Source organism: Stutzerimonas sp. NM35, from assembly GCF_054604355.1.
In genome coordinates this window covers 1609730-1626568 of record NZ_CM137728.1, presented here as the reverse complement: position 1 = coordinate 1626568, position 16839 = coordinate 1609730, and the positions used below count along the sequence as shown (strand labels likewise).

At 60.5% G+C, this 16839-nt stretch carries 20 protein-coding genes; 10 read left to right on the top strand and 10 right to left on the bottom strand.

Annotated elements, in window-relative coordinates:
- Window positions 1-21 precede the first annotated feature (21 nt).
- From ACYCFC_RS07665 to ACYCFC_RS07620, 10 genes are all read left to right on the top strand, one after another.
- Window positions 22-486, top strand: a complete 465-nt coding sequence (locus tag ACYCFC_RS07665; protein WP_459653585.1) for a GNAT family N-acetyltransferase — start codon at window positions 22-24, stop codon at window positions 484-486.
- A gap of 300 nt (window positions 487-786) precedes the next feature.
- Window positions 787-1428, top strand: a complete 642-nt coding sequence (locus ACYCFC_RS07660) for an HNH endonuclease (protein WP_459653584.1) — start codon at window positions 787-789, stop codon at window positions 1426-1428.
- A 100-nt stretch (window positions 1429-1528) separates the two neighbouring features.
- The gene (locus ACYCFC_RS07655; RefSeq protein ID WP_459653583.1) at window positions 1529-1864 is read left to right on the top strand and encodes a hypothetical protein; all 336 of its coding nucleotides are present in this window, start codon (window positions 1529-1531) and stop codon (window positions 1862-1864) included.
- A gap of 126 nt (window positions 1865-1990) precedes the next feature.
- Window positions 1991-2416, top strand: coding sequence for a DUF1810 domain-containing protein (locus ACYCFC_RS07650; RefSeq protein ID WP_459653582.1), 426 nt, complete (start codon window positions 1991-1993; stop codon window positions 2414-2416).
- A gap of 287 nt (window positions 2417-2703) precedes the next feature.
- Window positions 2704-4215: a glycerol kinase GlpK gene (gene glpK, locus ACYCFC_RS07645; protein WP_459653581.1), complete on the top strand. Its 1512-nt coding sequence runs from the start codon at window positions 2704-2706 to the stop codon at window positions 4213-4215.
- Between the two features lie 46 nt (window positions 4216-4261).
- Window positions 4262-5773, top strand: a complete 1512-nt coding sequence (gene glpD, locus ACYCFC_RS07640; protein WP_459653580.1) for a glycerol-3-phosphate dehydrogenase — start codon at window positions 4262-4264, stop codon at window positions 5771-5773.
- 76 nt (window positions 5774-5849) lie between these two features.
- The gene (locus ACYCFC_RS07635) at window positions 5850-6131 is read left to right on the top strand and encodes a peptidylprolyl isomerase (RefSeq protein WP_181084130.1); all 282 of its coding nucleotides are present in this window, start codon (window positions 5850-5852) and stop codon (window positions 6129-6131) included.
- Between the two features lie 252 nt (window positions 6132-6383).
- Window positions 6384-6755 (top strand): SpoIIAA family protein, encoded by a 372-nt coding sequence (locus tag ACYCFC_RS07630; RefSeq protein WP_459653579.1) that lies wholly within the window; start codon window positions 6384-6386, stop codon window positions 6753-6755.
- 75 nt (window positions 6756-6830) lie between these two features.
- Window positions 6831-6917: a small membrane protein YohP gene (locus ACYCFC_RS07625; RefSeq protein WP_459653965.1), complete on the top strand. Its 87-nt coding sequence runs from the start codon at window positions 6831-6833 to the stop codon at window positions 6915-6917.
- Window positions 6918-6994: 77 nt separating this feature from the next.
- Window positions 6995-7450 carry a DUF3597 domain-containing protein gene (locus tag ACYCFC_RS07620; RefSeq protein WP_459653578.1) on the top strand — a complete coding sequence of 152 codons (456 nt, stop codon included), beginning with the start codon at window positions 6995-6997 and terminating at the stop codon, window positions 7448-7450.
- A 133-nt stretch (window positions 7451-7583) separates the two neighbouring features.
- On the opposite strand, the gene ACYCFC_RS07615 is transcribed toward ACYCFC_RS07620, so the two are convergent.
- From ACYCFC_RS07615 to ppc, 10 genes are all read right to left on the bottom strand, one after another.
- On the bottom strand, window positions 7584-8399 hold the full coding sequence (locus tag ACYCFC_RS07615; protein ID WP_459653577.1) for an inositol monophosphatase family protein: 816 nt from the start codon (window positions 8397-8399) through the stop codon (window positions 7584-7586).
- A gap of 79 nt (window positions 8400-8478) precedes the next feature.
- Window positions 8479-8736 (bottom strand): DUF2789 domain-containing protein, encoded by a 258-nt coding sequence (locus ACYCFC_RS07610; RefSeq protein WP_181084119.1) that lies wholly within the window; start codon window positions 8734-8736, stop codon window positions 8479-8481.
- Window positions 8737-8915: 179 nt separating this feature from the next.
- Entirely contained in the window at window positions 8916-9335 is a 420-nt protein-coding gene (locus ACYCFC_RS07605; RefSeq protein ID WP_181084118.1) for an HPF/RaiA family ribosome-associated protein, read from the bottom strand.
- Window positions 9336-9488: 153 nt separating this feature from the next.
- Window positions 9489-10271 carry a class I SAM-dependent methyltransferase gene (locus ACYCFC_RS07600; RefSeq protein WP_459653576.1) on the bottom strand — a complete coding sequence of 261 codons (783 nt, stop codon included), beginning with the start codon at window positions 10269-10271 and terminating at the stop codon, window positions 9489-9491.
- A gap of 43 nt (window positions 10272-10314) precedes the next feature.
- Entirely contained in the window at window positions 10315-11007 is a 693-nt protein-coding gene (locus ACYCFC_RS07595) for an extensin-like domain-containing protein (protein WP_459653575.1), read from the bottom strand.
- Window positions 11008-11062: 55 nt separating this feature from the next.
- Window positions 11063-11860: a DUF72 domain-containing protein gene (locus ACYCFC_RS07590; RefSeq protein WP_459653964.1), complete on the bottom strand. Its 798-nt coding sequence runs from the start codon at window positions 11858-11860 to the stop codon at window positions 11063-11065.
- A gap of 74 nt (window positions 11861-11934) precedes the next feature.
- Window positions 11935-12285: a hypothetical protein gene (locus tag ACYCFC_RS07585; RefSeq protein WP_181084110.1), complete on the bottom strand. Its 351-nt coding sequence runs from the start codon at window positions 12283-12285 to the stop codon at window positions 11935-11937.
- Window positions 12286-12348: 63 nt separating this feature from the next.
- Complete coding sequence (gene tsaB, locus ACYCFC_RS07580; protein WP_459653574.1) at window positions 12349-13020, bottom strand: tRNA (adenosine(37)-N6)-threonylcarbamoyltransferase complex dimerization subunit type 1 TsaB; 672 nt, start codon at window positions 13018-13020, stop codon at window positions 12349-12351.
- Between the two features lie 128 nt (window positions 13021-13148).
- Window positions 13149-13796: an adenylate kinase gene (gene adk, locus ACYCFC_RS07575; protein WP_459653573.1), complete on the bottom strand. Its 648-nt coding sequence runs from the start codon at window positions 13794-13796 to the stop codon at window positions 13149-13151.
- A gap of 266 nt (window positions 13797-14062) precedes the next feature.
- Complete coding sequence (gene ppc, locus ACYCFC_RS07570; protein WP_459653572.1) at window positions 14063-16699, bottom strand: phosphoenolpyruvate carboxylase; 2637 nt, start codon at window positions 16697-16699, stop codon at window positions 14063-14065.
- Window positions 16700-16839 lie beyond the last annotated feature (140 nt).

The window sequence follows — 16839 nt, the reverse complement described above, 5'->3', positions numbered from 1 at the left end:
CGACGTTAAGAGGCAAAGACTGTGGAAATCATTCCTCTGGCTGATAAGAAGGAATTCATTGCGGAGTTGGCGGAGCTTCATCATGCAGAGTGGAAGCATTTGAACTCGTCGCTTACTCTGGAAGGACGAGCCGAAGCCATTGCTAAAGCTTCGAGGCATGAGGGTGTCCCTTCAATCTTTATTGCAGTGTCAGGGGGTCAGCTTGTTGGTTCGGCTGCTCTAGTACAGAACGATATGCACACTAGGCCAGATTTATCTCCTTGGCTGGCTGCCGTTTATGTAAAAGAGGCTTTCCGGCATCAAGGAATAGCTACCGAATTGGTCGCTCGGTGCGAAGCTGAAGCAGCTCGCTCAAATGCTAATGCCTGGTATCTTTACACTGAGTTCGCCTCGAAATTTTATGAGAAGCTCGGCTGGCGCTATTTGGAGCGGTGCGAATATAAGGGGGTAACGGTTGATGTCATGTGCAAGCGGATCGCCTCTTAACAAGCGCAGGCACAGCGACGGCTTTTCCGTTGCGGCTTCGCCTACACTAAAAAGCCGCGCGTGCTGCGAACGTTAGCCGCCAAAAGGAGATATCGTGCCAATCAGCTTTGAGAAACTGGAAATTGGGCAGGAATATGAACGTCCATTTTTAGCCGATATTTAGGGATACAAAGGATTCCAGGCTATTTCGAGGGGAGTGGTCACACCTTCTGGAACCAATTACATCATTCTATTTGTTACAAAAGAAAAGCAGCAAGCGCTTACTCAATACAAAGATTACTTGGATGGCGACTTGCTTCATTGGGAAGGAGAAAAAAGCATTCATCAGATACTAGGATCGTAAATGCTGGATCTACTAATGACGAAATACACTTATTTTATAGAGAAATCCATCATACGCCATTCGTTTACTATGGGCAGATCCATTTAAAAAAATATTCCCTGCTTACTGAGGATTCAAGTCAATTCATTTTTAGTGTTGGAAACGAAACCCATGACCCTGACATATTTGATGACATTGAATCACACAAAGACGAATACAAAACACTGGATAAAACAGAGAGGGATTCAATTGTAAAAAGCCGTATTGGGCAAGGCTTATTTAGGGATAACGTGATAGCATTTTGGGGAGGTTGTGCTGTTACTGGCCTAAGCAATCTTTCTTTGCTTCGAGCATCGCATATAAAACCATGGCGGGATTCATCTAATCATGAACGGTTAGATCCAATAAACGGTCTTCTCTTACAGCCAACGCTAGACCACTTGTTTGATATGGGGTTAATTTCTTTTGACAAAAATGGAAAAGTAATATTTTCTCCAGCTCTATCTAAAGATGATATCGAAAAGCTTGAGTTAACTGATGCAATTAGGTTGAGAAAGCTCCCTGTAAAAATGGTCGGTTACTTGAAGTATCACCGGAGTCATGTATTCAAAAAATGCTAACAATGGAAAAGTGTTGGAAAAGGGGACAGATTTATTTAGGAGAAACTGTTGGGTATTTAAAAATCTGCCCCTTTTTTGGCCAGCTTCGTTAGGTAAAGTCATGTACGAGCACAAAAACAAGCCGCTAATCTCCAGGCAACACTTTCGCAAGCGCATGCTGAACCACGTCTTGCTGGCGCTGACCCTGGTCGGGCTTTCCCTGTCCGTGGGCGTGGTCGGGCATATCTATTTCGACGACATGTCGTTCATCACGGCTCTAGTGGCTTCCACGACGCTGATGAGCGGCCAGGGCCTGTCGGTCCTGCCAGAATCGGATCACCGGCCAGCTGTTTGCCAGCCTGTATGGCATCCTCTGTGGCTATGTCTACGTCGCCACCAGCAGCATCGTCATCGCCCCTGTTCCGCATCGGGTTTTTCACAAGTTTCATCTGGATGACGATGACTAACCGGCACCGGGCCATCGCCAATAAACCGAGCCGGCCATGCCGGCGCCCGCTCGGTTGCGGCCATGCTTCCTGCTGAACCAGGCACGCGCAGCAGCCGCTGCATATATGGAGGCTCCATGCCCGATAGCCATGATCTGAAGCGTTTCGTCGATGCCCAGCATTCCCACTATCAGGATGCGCTGGCCGAGCTGGAAGCCGGGCACAAGCAAAGTCACTGGATGTGGTTCGTCTTTCCGCAGATTGCGGGGCTTGGTCGCAGTGCAATGGCGGAGCGCTACGCCATCGCCGACCTTAACGAAGCGGTCGCTTATCTACAGCATCCCCTACTAGGCCGCCGGCTGGAGGAATGTGCTCAGGCACTGCTGCAACACACTGGCCGCACGGCGCGGCAGATACTCGGCTCGCCTGACGATCTGAAACTGCGCTCGAGCATGACGCTGTTCGCCTCAGCTGCCCCTGAGAATCCGATTTTCCGGCAGGTATTGGATGCCTTCTACGACGGCAAGGCGGACCCGGAAACACTGAAAAGAGTGCCTGGCTGACGACGATTTCAAGCACCCGGAGGCAAAGCCGGTTACGGTATCGAGCACGGAGTGTCTAGCGCTCGAATAGCTCTAACAGGCCGCTGAAAAACTACCTGCGTTGGCAATCCTGCGTTAAAAACAGGCTCGGAAAGTCGCTTGCGGCTAACGCGCTTCAGCGCGGCCCGAAGGGCGAACGAAGTGAGTACTGCTCATTTAGACCACTAAACTCCGCGTCCTCGCCTGTTTTTGCCTTGTCTTGCCTGCCTCGCCTACGTTTTTCAACGGCCTGCTAAGGAGTCATCACCATGAGCAACCAGAACAACAAGCAATTTATCGTCGCCCTCGACCAGGGCACCACCAGTTCTCGTGCCATCGTGCTGGACCACAATGCCAACGTGGTGAGCATCGCCCAGCGCGAGTTCGCGCAGATCTATCCGCAACCGGGCTGGGTCGAACATGATCCCATGGAAATCTGGGCCACCCAGAGCGCCGTGTTCGTCGAGGCGCTGGCACAGGTCGGCATCACCAATGAGCAAGTGGCCGCAATCGGGATCACCAACCAGCGCGAAACCACCATCGTCTGGGATAAGGCCAGCGGACGACCGATCCACAACGCCATCGTCTGGCAGAGCCGCCAGAGCATGCCGATCTGCGATCAGCTCGAGCGCGACGGCATGCAGGAGCATATCCGCAGCACCACCGGCCTGGTCATCGATCCCTATTTTTCGGGCACCAAGATCAAGTGGATTCTCGATCACGTCGAAGGCAGCCGCGAACGCGCGCGCCGGGGCGAACTGCTGTTCGGCACCGTCGATTGCTGGCTGGTCTGGAAGATGACCCAGGGCAAGGCACACGTCACCGACTACACCAACGCCTCGCGCACCCTGCTCTACGACATCCATAAACTGGACTGGGACCCGGCGCTGTTGGAGGCGCTGGATATCCCGCGCCAGATGCTGCCTGAGGTTCGCTCTTCGTCCGAGGTCTACGGCCATGCCTATCTGGGCACGGGCCAGAGCACCGGCATTCCCATCGCCGGGATCGCCGGCGACCAGCAGGCCGCGCTGTTCGGGCAGATGTGCGTCGAACCGGGCCAGGCCAAGAACACCTATGGCACGGGCTGCTTCCTGCTGATGAACACGGGCACCCAAGCCGTGCAATCCGGGCATGGCCTGCTCACCACCCTCGCCTGCGGTCCGCGCGGTGAGGTCAGCTATGCGCTGGAAGGGGCGATCTTCAATGGCGGTTCGACCGTGCAATGGCTGCGCGACGAGCTGAAGGTGATCAACGATTCGCTGGATTCCGAATACTTCGCCAGCAAGGTCAGGGACAGCAACGGCGTCTATCTGGTGCCGGCCTTCACCGGGCTCGGCGCGCCCTACTGGGACCCGCGTGCCCGAGGCGCGCTGTTCGGCCTGACGCGCGGGGTGAAGATGGACCACATCATTCGCGCCGCCCTGGAGTCCATCGCCTACCAGACCCGTGATGTACTCGACGCCATGCAGAAGGACGCCGGCGCGCCCCTGCGTTCGCTGCGGGTGGATGGCGGCGCGGTCGCCAACAACTTCCTTATGCAGTTCCAGGCCGACCTGCTCGGCACTCCGGTCGAGCGCCCCGGGATGAAGGAAACCACCGCCCTCGGCGCCGCTTATCTGGCGGGGCTGGCGAGCGGTTTCTGGTGCAGTCTGGATGAATTGCGCAGCAAGGCCAGCGTCGAGCGCATATTCGAGCCGGCCCTTGATGAGGGGCGGCGTGAAGCGCTGTACAGCGGCTGGCGGAAGGCGGTCAGCCGCACCCGCGACTGGGATGAGGGCTGATCCAGGGTGATACGATGCGCGCCTGTTCATTCGGCATGAGAGCACCGTGACTGACCCTGCCCGCATCGTCTCCGAGATTTACGACATCGCCGTGATCGGCGGAGGCATCAATGGCGTGGGTATCGCCGCCGATGCGGCAGGTCGCGGGCTATCGGTGTTTCTCTGCGAGCGCGACGATCTCGCCAGCCATACGTCTTCGGCGAGCAGCAAGCTGATCCACGGTGGCCTGCGTTATCTCGAACACTACGAGTTCCGTCTGGTGCGCGAATCACTGGCGGAACGCGAAGTGCTGCTCGCCAAGGCGCCGCATATCATCAGGCCGTTGCGTTTCGTGCTGCCGCACCGCCCGCATCTGCGCCCGGCCTGGGTGATCCGCGCCGGCCTGTTTCTTTACGATCATCTCGGCAGACGCAAACGGCTCCCCGCCTCGCGCAGCCTGCATTTCGGCGCCGACAGCCCGCTCAAGCCGGACATCCGGCGTGGCTTCGAATACGCGGATTGCCAGGTGGACGATGCGCGTCTGGTCGTGCTCAATGCCATGGCGGCACGGGAAAAAGGCGCGCACATCCATACGCGCACCCGCTGCCTGAGCGCCCGGCGGGACGATGGTCTCTGGCATCTCGAGTTGCAGCAGGCGGACGGCACTCGTCTTTCCCTTTGCGCCAAGGCGCTGGTGAATGCCACTGGCCCCTGGGTGGCGCAATTTCTCGGGGAAAACCTGCAACAGCGTTCGCCCTATCGCATCCGGCTCGTGCAGGGCAGCCATCTCATCGTACCCAGGCTATATGAGGGCGAGCAGGCGTATATCCTGCAGAGCGAGGATCAGCGCATTGTCTTCGTGATTCCCTATCTGGAGCACTACACCCTGATCGGCACCACGGATCGTGAATACCGGGGCGACCCGGCGAAGGTCGCTATCAGCGAGGACGAGATCCGCTACCTGCTGGAAGTCAGCAACGCCCATTTTCGCCGGCAACTGACGGCCCGGGACATCCTGCACAGCTTCGCTGGCGTCCGTCCGTTGCGCGATGATCAGGCCAACAACCCCGCCGTGGTCACGCGCGACTACAGCCTGTCCCTGACGACCGCGCAGCAGGCGCCCCTGCTCTCGGTATTCGGCGGCAAGCTGACCACCTATCGCCGGCTGGCCGAGGCGGTACTGACGCAACTAGGCCCCTATTTCGTGGGTATGGGCATGCCCTGGACGGCCAGCGAAAGCCTGCCCGGCGGCGAAGACATGAGCACGCCGCAGGCCCTGGCCGAAGAGCTGAAAGCAAAGGTCCAGGGTATCGATGAGTCGCTGGCGCAGCGCTGGGCAAGCCTTTATGGCAATCGCGTCTGGCGCATGCTGGGTGAGGCTCGTGCGATTGCCGACCTGGGTGAATGCCTCGGCCAGGACCTGTATGCACAGGAAGTGGATTATCTGTGCCGAGAAGAATGGGCGACCCAGGCCGAAGACATTCTCTGGCGGCGAACCAAACTCGGCCTGACCTTCACGCCGCGGGAGCAGGAGCGTTTGCGGCGTTATCTGAAGCTGGCTGCTCCGGCTCCTTCCTGAAAGCACACGCCCGTGTATTTGAAACAGCTGGCAACTAGGCTAGTCTCAGCGTCTTCTCAAGACGGAGTAACTCCCCATGGCCCGAGCCACTGCCCGCCACATCCTGGTCCCCACTGAAGACAAGTGCAACGAACTGAAAGCAGCCATCGAAGGCGGCGCCGATTTCGCTCAGGTTGCCAAGGACAACTCCACCTGCCCGTCCAGCCGTCAGGGCGGCGACCTGGGCTCGTTCGGCCCCGGCCAGATGGTGAGGGAATTCGATACCGTGGTATTCAGCGCGCCGCTCAACGTCGTGCAAGGCCCGGTCAAGACCCAGTTCGGTTACCACCTGCTGGAAGTGACCAGCCGCCAGGACTGATCACTCGCCCCCGCACCTGAGCGTGCGGGGATTTCTCGCGTTAGCCCCCGCCTCTCCCCTCCAGTCGTAGGTCGAATTAGCCGAAGGTGTAATCCGACGGACGAATTCACAGACAACCATTGCTCTCTTGTGGCATTCGATTGTCTGCTCGTCGGGTTGGTGAAGCGCAATGTCGAACAACCCCAGCGCGCCATACGGGCTATCGTCAAGGGAACAGGACCACTCAACTCCAAGCATCGAGAGGGTATCCACATGTTCCATGTAACCCGCATTGGCGACACACGCATCGACGTGGACTTTTCCGGCAAGCTCGACAGCAGCGAAATGCGCTTCGCCCTCGACGAGCTGATGAGAAAATCCGAAGGCATCGAGCACGGGCAGATGCTCTACCGGGTCGGCGACTTCGACTGGCCGACACTGGGCGCGGTAGCCGTCGAACTGTCACGCATTCCCGAGGTGTTTCGCTTTATCCGCCGCTTCGACCGTTGCGCAGTGGTCTGCGCACGTGAATGGGTTCGTAAGGCCAGCACGCTGGAAGGCACCCTAATACCGGGTCTGGCGGTCAAGGCATTCGATACGCACCAGGTGACCGAAGCGCACAACTGGCTGGAAGGCAAAGGGTAACCCAGCGGTTTTTGGGAACGATCAGGGACGGTGCCAGTCGGAAATAGTGAACCCACTGCAACAGGAGTCCTCCTCATGCTGAAGTTTCTGGGCAGCACTGTCGGCATCATTTTCCTGATCGGTCTGTTGGTGGTTATCGGCCTGTTCATGCTGATTTTCTGACGCGAACACCCTCGAACGGGATCGCAGCGCTTCGCTGTCCCCGTTCGTTATCACTCGAATCAAGCGAGGAACCTTCAATGAGCCTGTTCGACCGGATAAAGGACAAACTGGGCTTAGGCGTGGGCAACGAGGCGCACAAGTCTGCGGCTCCCGACTCTGGCATCGGCCAGCACCCCACTGATACGGTTGTCGATTCAGAACGACCGGATACAGTCAGCAACGCCACCAGCACTCCATCCACGACTACCACTGCTTCAGCAGCTCCTGTCACCGCTGTGGATGTATCGGCGAAGCTCGATGGCATGGCCACGACCCATCCTGAACAGTTGAACTGGCGCACCTCCATCGTCGATCTGCTCAAGCTGCTCGGTCTGGACAGCAGCCTCCAGGCACGCAAGGAGCTGGCCAGCGAACTGGGGTGTCCTGCGGAGAAAATGGCTGATTCGGCGCAGATGAATATCTGGCTGCATCGCACCGTGATGCACAAGCTGGCCGAGCATGGTGGCAACGTACCGCCAGAGCTACGTAACTGAAGCCTTCTGTGGGAGCGGCCTTGGCCGCGATTGGAACCGTACCGATGCTCGGGCATCGATTCGCGGGCATGGCCCGCTCCCACGGCGGGCAAGAGTTGCCGGAGTGCCTCGCCAATAGCTGACGCCGTGCCGGTCAGCCGTCCAGCGACGGGCCAATCATGGCGGCCAGTTGCCCATAGACACCCGGACAGGCCACCAGATAGGGATTGCCACGCAACAACCCGTCGTCACGGAAAAAGTCGTTCACCTGCCCGCCCGCCTCCTTCAGCAGCACCAGTCCCGCCAGACAATCCCAGCTCTTGAGTTCGGTTTCGTAGTAGCCGAGCAAGCGTCCTGCCGCGACGTAAGCCGTCATCAGCGCGCCGGAGCCATTGCGAAAGAACATTCCACCTTCGGCCAGCAGCTTTTCCAGAAACGGGATGAAGTGCTCCTTGCCGCGTGGATGAAAAGTGCCGGTGCCGGTCAGGCCCTGCGCTACATGCGTGGCTGCGCTGACCTGCAGTGGCGTGTCGTTGACAAAGGCCCCCTGCCCTAGACAGCCATGGAAGAGCTCATCGTGATTGGGATCGGCAATCGCGCCCAGGTACGGCTCACCATCGATCAGCAGACCGATGGACACACACCAGTTGTGCAGGCCGTTGACGAAGCAGGCCGTACCATCGATAGGATCGATCACCCACACGCAGCGGGCGGCGAGATCGGAGCTGCCGCTCTCTTCGCCGAGAAAGCCATCTTCCGGAAAGCGCTCGGCAAGCCGTGCGCGAATGAAGTCTTCGATCTGCCTGTCGGCGATGCTGACGACATCCTGCAGATCATTGCCCTTGTGCTCGACAAGCAGTTTGTTGCGCTGGCGGTAATGACCCATTCCCAGTTGCGCCGCCTCCAGCGCGAGATTTCTGGCACAGGTGTAACGCGCCTCGACATCGAGGGCCGGAGGTACGGAATTCATGGTTTCCCTTGCGAAGCGGCGCGCTGCAGGTGCGCTGGAGTGCGGATTCTAACAGCCAGGTCCGGCGGCCTGAATGTATTCAATCCTGCGGAGCGTCGTCGACCTGCTCATGCAGGCGCACGTTGAGCTCATCGACCACAGGCGCCCATTCGGCATCATCCAGCAGTTGTTCCTTGAGAAATGAGCCCTGAGCTTCATTCCAGAACGGTGCCTCGGACACCTTTATGTGATTGGGCAGCGGTCGATGGGTGGCGATGAATTCATCGATGCTGGCTGGATCTGAGGGCAAACCGAGTTGTGCGAACAGGGTGCCAAGGTCTTTGTTGGGCAATTCCATGGTGCAGGCTCCAGAACTATCGGGACGGTTCATTCAGTAGAGGGAGCCCGCCGCGTACAGTTCAACCGCAGGCGAATCGAGACGATGACAGGGCGTTGCGAGGGGCAGGCATCGTCTGCCGATGCCTGCCTGTTTCGGGGGTTGTTCAACCAGCGCACTGGCTGGTGTTACGTATCGAGTCAGGACGAGCGCAGTTGCTCATCGGCAAGAAAATCTTCCTCCAGTAGTGCGTCCCGACCTTCGACTTCAAGGGTCTCGCCTTCCAGCGGCACCGGTGCCGCCGCGCGCTTGCTGCGCAGTTTGCCGAACTGATGTTGCAGGGCGTTGTTCAGCTTGATGATGGCGCCATCGACCGCCAATTCCAGCGATTCGGCCTTGTGTGTGACCGAGATGGGTTGCAGCCCCTTGGGTCGTGCTTCGATCTGGCAACGCTTGTCCTGTGCGCCAGCCTTGACCCCGTTCTCGTCGTTCAGATGGACCACTACCCGAGTGACTTCGTCGTCGAACCGATCCAGCTTGTCGGCAACGCTGGCACTGACCCACTCAGCAAGGCGGGCGCTTCCGTCGATGTGGTTATCGCTGTGAACTTGGATCTGCATACGCTATTCCTTCTAAACGCTCTAGGTAACCACCGCTCAGCCTCGAACGGCCTGACCTAGAAATGCCATTGTTGGCGGTATTAAGCAAGGGCATCACGGAAACAAAGACCGCCAGAGCGCTGTAACTTGCTCGCCGTCAAGAGAACGATCCGCTCAGCCGTCGGGCTGCAGCTTCTTCCTGGGATAAATGTCGTAGCGGCTGGATTTGCCCTCCAGGCTATAGCCCGGTTTGACACCCTCGATGGCCGGCGCCTTGCGCGGGCGCTTCACCACCACGCGATGACTGGCCAGCGTCAGCGCCTGGGCCAGCAGAGAGGCCGCATCCAGATCGTCACCCACGAAAGGCCGGAACAGACGCATTTCCTTTTTCACCAGCGCGCTCTTTTCCCGGTGCGGAAACATCGGGTCCAGGTAGATGACCTGTGGTGGCTCGCCCTGCCACTGGCGCATCAGTTCGATGGCATCACCCTGCCGCAGTTGCATGCGGGCAACGATGGGCGCAACTTCAGAGTCCTGCCGGGCACGCGCCAAGCCGTCTTCCAGCAGTGCAGCAATCAGCGGTTGCCGCTCGCACAACTTCATCTCGCAGCCCAGAGACGCCAGCACGAAAGCATCCCGCCCCAGGCCTGCCGTGGCGTCCAGCACGCTGGGACGAATGCCGGGCTGAATGCCCACGGCCTTGGCGATCATCTGCCCGCTACCGCCGCCGAACTGGCGCCTGTGAGCCGCACCGCCCTCGACGAAATCCACCCGCACTGGCCCCGGCGCCTGATCACCGAGCTGCTGCAGTTGCAGGCCGTTTTCGCCCAGCTGTAGCACGAATTCGGCCTCGTCCGCTTGTAAGGGCAGTTCCAGGCGCAGCGCCCAGGCTTGTGCCTGCTCGGCGAATACCGATGCCAGCGCTTCTACGCGAACCTGGGGAATGGAGGTGGACATGGGTGAACCTGTGTTGGAAAAACCGGCATTTTGCCAGAGCCTGTCAGCGGCACATACCGAAACCACCCATATCCACATGGAAGTGATCATGATGTGCGGCGTTGTATTCCGGGCTCAGGGTCACCCCGAAGACATCGCAGGCCGCCGCCTTTACCTGGCGTAGAAAGCGCGCCTTGTCGTTATCGCCTGCCCAGTCACGCGCTACGGTGATGCGAGTGCCGTCCTGAAGATAAAAGCCGGCCAGGTCCAGCGCATTGGCCGAAGCATGCTGGCTGCGCCTGTTGCTGCGGGCGATGTTGCGACAGGCGAAGCTGCCGAAATGGTCGATGCGTACCACTGGCTGACCGAACACCTGCTGCGCCGCCGGTTGCAGCCCATGCCGCTCGAACAGAGCATAAGCCGCCGCCAGCGAGCAGGTGGCCAGAAAGGCGCCATTGAAACGCACTGCCGAACCGTTCACCCGCACCGCGTTTTCCACCGGGCAGCCTGCTTGCGGCGTGCTATCCGGCACCGCCACATAAGTCAGGTCGGAGGTTGCCAGCGCTTTCTCACACAGCTCGCGGTCTTCCTGCAGGCGACGCAGCTTGAAGGCTGTCAGTACGTTGGGTGTCGCCTGGATATCCAGCGGCGCCCAGGGGTTCCATTGCGGCGGCACGTCGATATGGCCGCGCCAGACGCCATAAGCGAAGCCTGTCAGTAATAGAAGCAACAGTAGAAAAAAGCGTCCGAAAGTCATGCCTTATAGGCAACATAGCGAGACGGAAGTTGGATTCGATGTTTTACAAGGCTGGTCAGTCGCCCAGCAGGGACAACTGCGGCGCGCGGTAAAAAGATGGCAGCGGCGGCAACCCTGGCAGGCGCTCAGCCAACTGTAAATGGAAGCGTTGGGCCAGCTCTGGCGCGCGGTGATTGTCCGGTGTGTGTAGATAGACATGGGGCTTCTTGCCGGCTTCGATCCAGCCCGCCACCTTGTCCAGCCAGGGCGCCATGAAGCTGTCGTTCGCCTCCAGCTCCGGATGGCCGATAAAGCGCAGCTGCGGGGATTCACTGAACGCGGTCGGGCGCACCGGAAGGCGTGGTTTCTTGCTCTGCGCGTGCAGTACGGCTGGGTCCTGCGAGCGACAACTGAACAAGGCACGGGAATCCAGGCAGATGCGCTCGACACCGCGGTCGAGCAGCAGGCGGTTCAGTGCGCGCTCCTCCTCGCCACGCTCGAAGAACGCCCGATGCCGCACCTCCACCGCCAGTGGCGCGCCAAAGCTGTCGATCAGCCCGGCCAGTTCACCGAGACGGCCTGGGCCGAAGCTCGCCGGCAATTGCAACCAGAACGGCGTGACCCGCGCGCCCAAAGGTGCCAGTAGCTGCCGAAAAGCCAGCGCCAGCTCCAGCACACCATGCAGGTTGTCCGCCTGGCTGATTTCGCGCGGCAACTTGGCACAGAAGCGGAATCCTTCGGGCATCAGACTGGCCCAACGCTCGACCTTCGCTTGCGAGGGCCAGGCGTAAAGCGTGGTGTTGCCTTCGACGCTATTGAACATCGCGCAGTAGCGGGCAAGGAATTCGGAGGCAGGCGTAGCCGCCGGGTACAGTGAATCCAGCCAGGCGCTTTCGCTCCAAGACGGACAGCCAAGAAAATAAGGAAGGTTCAACGCAAGTGCCCGTCTCAGACGTAGAGATCGAGGCCCAGCACCTCGTAGCCACCGAAATCGCTGTTGTTGAAGCTGGCAGTGCTGACGTAACTGGCCAACGCCTGGGCGACATGGGTTGGAAGAGTGCGATCCGCCTGAGGCGGTGCGTCGCGGAATGCCGCATAGCGTTCGATCAGCGCGCTTTCGTTGACCCGCTGCTGGGGCCGCGCAGCCTGCGGCTGGTAATCCTGCCCTGCCGCTCGGCTGTCGATCTGGCGATCAGCCTCGGCGGCGCGCTGGGTTTCGCCATAACCATCCCTCGCGCTGCCGATACGGGCAGTACGATCCGTGGAATAAGGGACAGGAAAGGAACCTTCGACGCGCATCTTTCAACTCGATCGGGAGTGCGGCGACTTTAACGGCCCATCACAACTTTGGCAACGGTCGCGTCAGCTCTTGGGCGTGGCGACATTATCGCGCAGATAGACCGGCTGGGCCTGATCGGCCTCCACCGCCTCACCCCGTTGCCAGGCATGGCTGGCCAGCAGCAGCAGATCTTCGGCGTGGGGCAGCAGTGTGGCATCGAGGGCTGCCGGCTTGACTGCAAGGCGTTCGCCATAGCCCCAGCCGGTGCCTGCACCAAACCATTGGCCGGCGCTGTCACGCGGCAGGCTTGCCTGCTCTGGTGGCAATACCGCTTCGAGGCCCGCCAGGCGCATCTCGCCCTGTTGCAGGCGATAGCAGCCCCAGTAAACCTCGTCCATGCGCGCATCGATGGCTACCGCCACCTGCTCCGCGCCGTGTTCGCGATGGGCACGCTGGGCGATGGTCGCCAGGGTCGAAACCGGCAGAACCGGACGTTCGAGCGCGAAGGCCAGCCCCTGCACCACGCCAACGGCAATTCGCACGCCGGTAAAGGCGCCTGGGCCGCGACCGAAGGCCAGCGCATCGACCGCCGACAAGGCGATACCGGCCTCGGCCAGCAGTGCCTGGATCATCGGCAACAGTCGTTGCGCATGCAACCGTGGAATCACCTCGTACTGGCTCAGCACCCGGCCTTCATGCAGCAGCGCAACGGAACAGGCTTCAGTGGCGGTATCGAGGGCCAGCAGGGTGGTCATTGCAACGTCCGGTGAAAAAAGGGGGCCGGCATTATAAGCCCGTCCGCCGATGACCGGGCACGGGAATTACCGAACCGCAGAAATGACAACTACCCGCAAGCGGGCCGTGGTTTGCAGCCAAAAGCCAATCAGCTGAGGGCAGCGAACACCTTGGCGGTGATCTCGTCCACCGAGCCGATACCCGGCACCAGGCTGTATTTCGGCGTGCCTTCGACAGCGGACAGCTTCTGATAGAAATCCACCAGCGGCTTGGTCTGCGAATGATAGACGGACAGGCGATGACGCACGGTTTCTTCCTTGTCGTCTTCACGCTGAACCAATTCGTCACCGGTCTCGTTGTCCTTGCCGGCCACTTTCGGCGGATTGTACTCGACGTGGTAGGTGCGACCGGAAGCCTGGTGGAAACGACGACCCGCTATGCGCTTGACGATTTCTTCGTCTTCCACTGCGATTTCCACCACATGGTCGATGGTCACGCCGGCGGCTTTCAGTGCTTCTGCCTGGGGAATGGTGCGTGGGAAACCGTCGAACAGGAAGCCGTTGGCGCAATCGGACTGGGTGATGCGCTCCTTGATCAGGTCGATGATGATTTCATCGGAGACCAGGCCACCGCTGGCCATCACGTCCTTGACCTTCAGGCCCAACGGGCTGCCAGCCCTGACTGCTGCACGCAACATGTCGCCGGTGGAAATTTGCGGGATGCCGAACTTCTCGGTAATGAAGGCTGCCTGTGTGCCTTTTCCGGCACCCGGTGCTCCCAGCAGAATCACGCGCATGGATGAGTCCTCAAGTTTTAGCAAGGGGGATACCGCCAGGAACGATTGCTGCAATCCCAACTCTGGCGATCAAAGAATCTGGTTTGCCGCCATGCGACAAAAGGTTGAACACGATACACAGCGCATGGAACCCAGACAAGCAGCATGCGCAACATCATCCCATGGGCATGATGGCCAATCGGCACGAGCGCAAAACGACGCTGAAAGACTGTGCGGTGACGGCTGCGACAGCCACCCCGGCCTGCCGCAGCCCTCCTTGAAAAGGCCTAGCCGGTATTGCGCAGACCGGCGGCGATTCCCGCGACGCTGACCAGCAGAGCCTGTTCCAGCGGGCTTTCTGCCGGGTTTTCCTGATGTCGCGAGCGGGCCAGCAACTCGACCTGCATCAGGTGCAAGGGATCAAGGTAGGTGTTGCGCAAGCTGAACGCCTCAAGCGTTTCCGGGCTGTGGGCAAGCAATTCGGACTGCCCGGTCAGCCCGAGCACAGCGTCTATCGCCTGCGACAATCGGTCACGCAAATCGCCGCCCAGTGGTTGCAGCGGTGCAGCGACCAGACGCTCGTCGTAGCGTGCGGCGATCTGCGCATCGGCCTTGGCCAGGACCATTTCCAGCATATCGATGCGCGTACTGAAGAACGGCCAGCGCTGACGCATGGTTCTCAGTCGCTCGTCTTCGCCACCCTCCAGCGCAACCTGCAACGCCCGCTCCCAGCCGAGCCAGGCGGGCAGCATCAGGCGGGTCTGGGTCCAGGCGAAGATCCAGGGAATCGCCCGCAGGCTTTCCACGCCCCCTTCACGCCGCTTGGAAGGCCGGCTGCCCAGGGGCAGACGACCAAGCTCCTGCTCGGGCGTGGCCTGGCGAAAATACTCGACAAACCCCGGATGGTCGCGCACCACGCCCCGGTAGGCTTCGACGCCCTCCCCGGCCAGTCGCTCCATCAGCGCACGCCAGTCAGGCTCCGGCATCGGCGGCGGCAACAGGGTGGCTTCCAGCACCGCGGCCAGATAGAGGTTGAGGTTCTGCTCGGCAATGTCCGGCAGGCCGAACTTGAAGCGGATCATTTCGCCCTGCTCGGTGGTGCGGAAGCGCCCCGCGACCGATCCGGGCGGTTGCGAAAGAATGGCCGCATGGGCCGGGCCGCCACCACGACCCACGGTGCCACCGCGACCGTGGAACAACAGCAGTTCGACCTCATGCGCGCGGCAGATTTCGACCAGGCTTTCCTGGGCGCGATACTGCGCCCAGGCCGCCGCCGTGGTGCCGGCATCCTTGGCCGAATCGGAATAGCCGATCATCACTTCCTGCGGGCCGTTCAGGCGCTGGCGATAGCCGGGCAAGCCCAGCAGCCGCTCGATGCTGGGACCGGCGTTGTTCAGATCGTCGAGCGTCTCGAACAGTGGCACCACGCGCATCGAGCGTTGCAGGCCGGACTCCTTGAGCAGCAGCTGCACCGCCAGCACATCGGATGCCTGCCTGGCCATGGAGATGACATAGGAGCCCAGCGACTCCGCCGCCGCCTGGGCGGCGACACGGCAGGTAGCCAGCACCTCGGCAGTCTCGGCTGAAGGCTGGAAATGCGGCGGCAGCAAGGGACGCCGGCTATCCAGCTCGCGCTGGAGGAAATCCAGGCGCTGTCCTTCGTCCCATTGTTCATACTGGCCGAGGCCCAGGTAGTCGGTGATTTCCGACAGGGCCGCGCTGTGCCTGGCCGAATCCTGGCGAATATCAAGACGCACCAGGAACAGCCCAAAGGCTGCGGCACGCCGCAACGTATCGAGCAGGGCGCCATCGGCGATCACGCCCATGCCGCAGGCGTGCAGCGAGCGGTAGCAGAGTTCCAGCGGCTGGCGCAACTCGCGGTTGTCCCGCAGCACCGCCGCAGGCTCGGGATTGCCCCGTTCGCGCGCGCTACTCGCCCAGTCCCGCGTGGCCTGCAGGCGCTCGCGCAAACCCTTGAGCAGAACGCGATAGGGTTCGGCGGATTCCCCACTGTGTTGCAGCAGTTCGTCGCTGGCGGTCTGCATGGACAGCGCCGTGATCAGGCCCTCGACATCGCGCAGAAACAGATCCGCCGCCATCCAGCGCGCCAACAGCAGCACCTCGCGGGTCACCGCCGCCGTCACATTGGGATTGCCATCGCGGTCGCCGCCCATCCATGAGGCGAAGCGGATCGGTGCGGCATCGAGCGGCAGGTGCAGGCCGCTGCTGCCTGCGAGCACCTTGTCGGTGTGCCGCAACACGTTCGGCAGCGCCTGCCAGAGCGAATTCTCGATGACGGCAAAGCCCCATTTGGCCTCTTCCACCGGCGTGGGCCGGATGCGCCGGATTTCTTCGGTGTGCCAGGCCTCGGCGATCAACCGCTGCAGGTTCAGCTCGATATCGGCCAGTTCCGCCGCACTGAGATCGGCATGGTCACGCGCGGCGAGCTGGGCGGCGATGGCATCGTATTTCTGGATCAGGGTACGCCGTGAAACCTCGGTCGGGTGCGCAGTCAGCACCAGTTCGATATTCAGTTGCGCCACTTGGCGGGCAATGAACGCCTGATCGAATCCTTCGACCTTCAGCCGTTCGAGCAACTCCGCCAAAACGCCAGCCTCGAAAGGCGGCGACTCCTCGGGGCGACGGCGGCGCATGCGATGATGCTGCTCGGCGATATTGGCCAGATTGAGGAAGTGATTGAAGGCACGGGTCATCGGCAAAAGCTCGTCGTCGGTCAGCCCGCCAAGGGTTTCCTCCAGTTGCCTGGCCCCCTCCACCGAACCGCGCCGCGCCCCCTTGGCCCCCTTGCGGATTCGCTCGATCTTCTCGAAGAAGACATCGCCGTGCTGCGCGCGGATGGTGTCGCCCAGCAACTCTCCGAGCAGATGAACATTCTCGCGCAATCGCGCATCGATTTTCGCCATGAACCCTTCCCCACCAGCCGCATCGTTGATCACTGGCAACCGCTCTGCAGCAGGTGAGCGGTGCCTGGAAGAAACACTTCGAACAGAGTGCCCACCACACTCGCCAATGACAAGGTTACGGCCATTCCTTTAGCCATTCA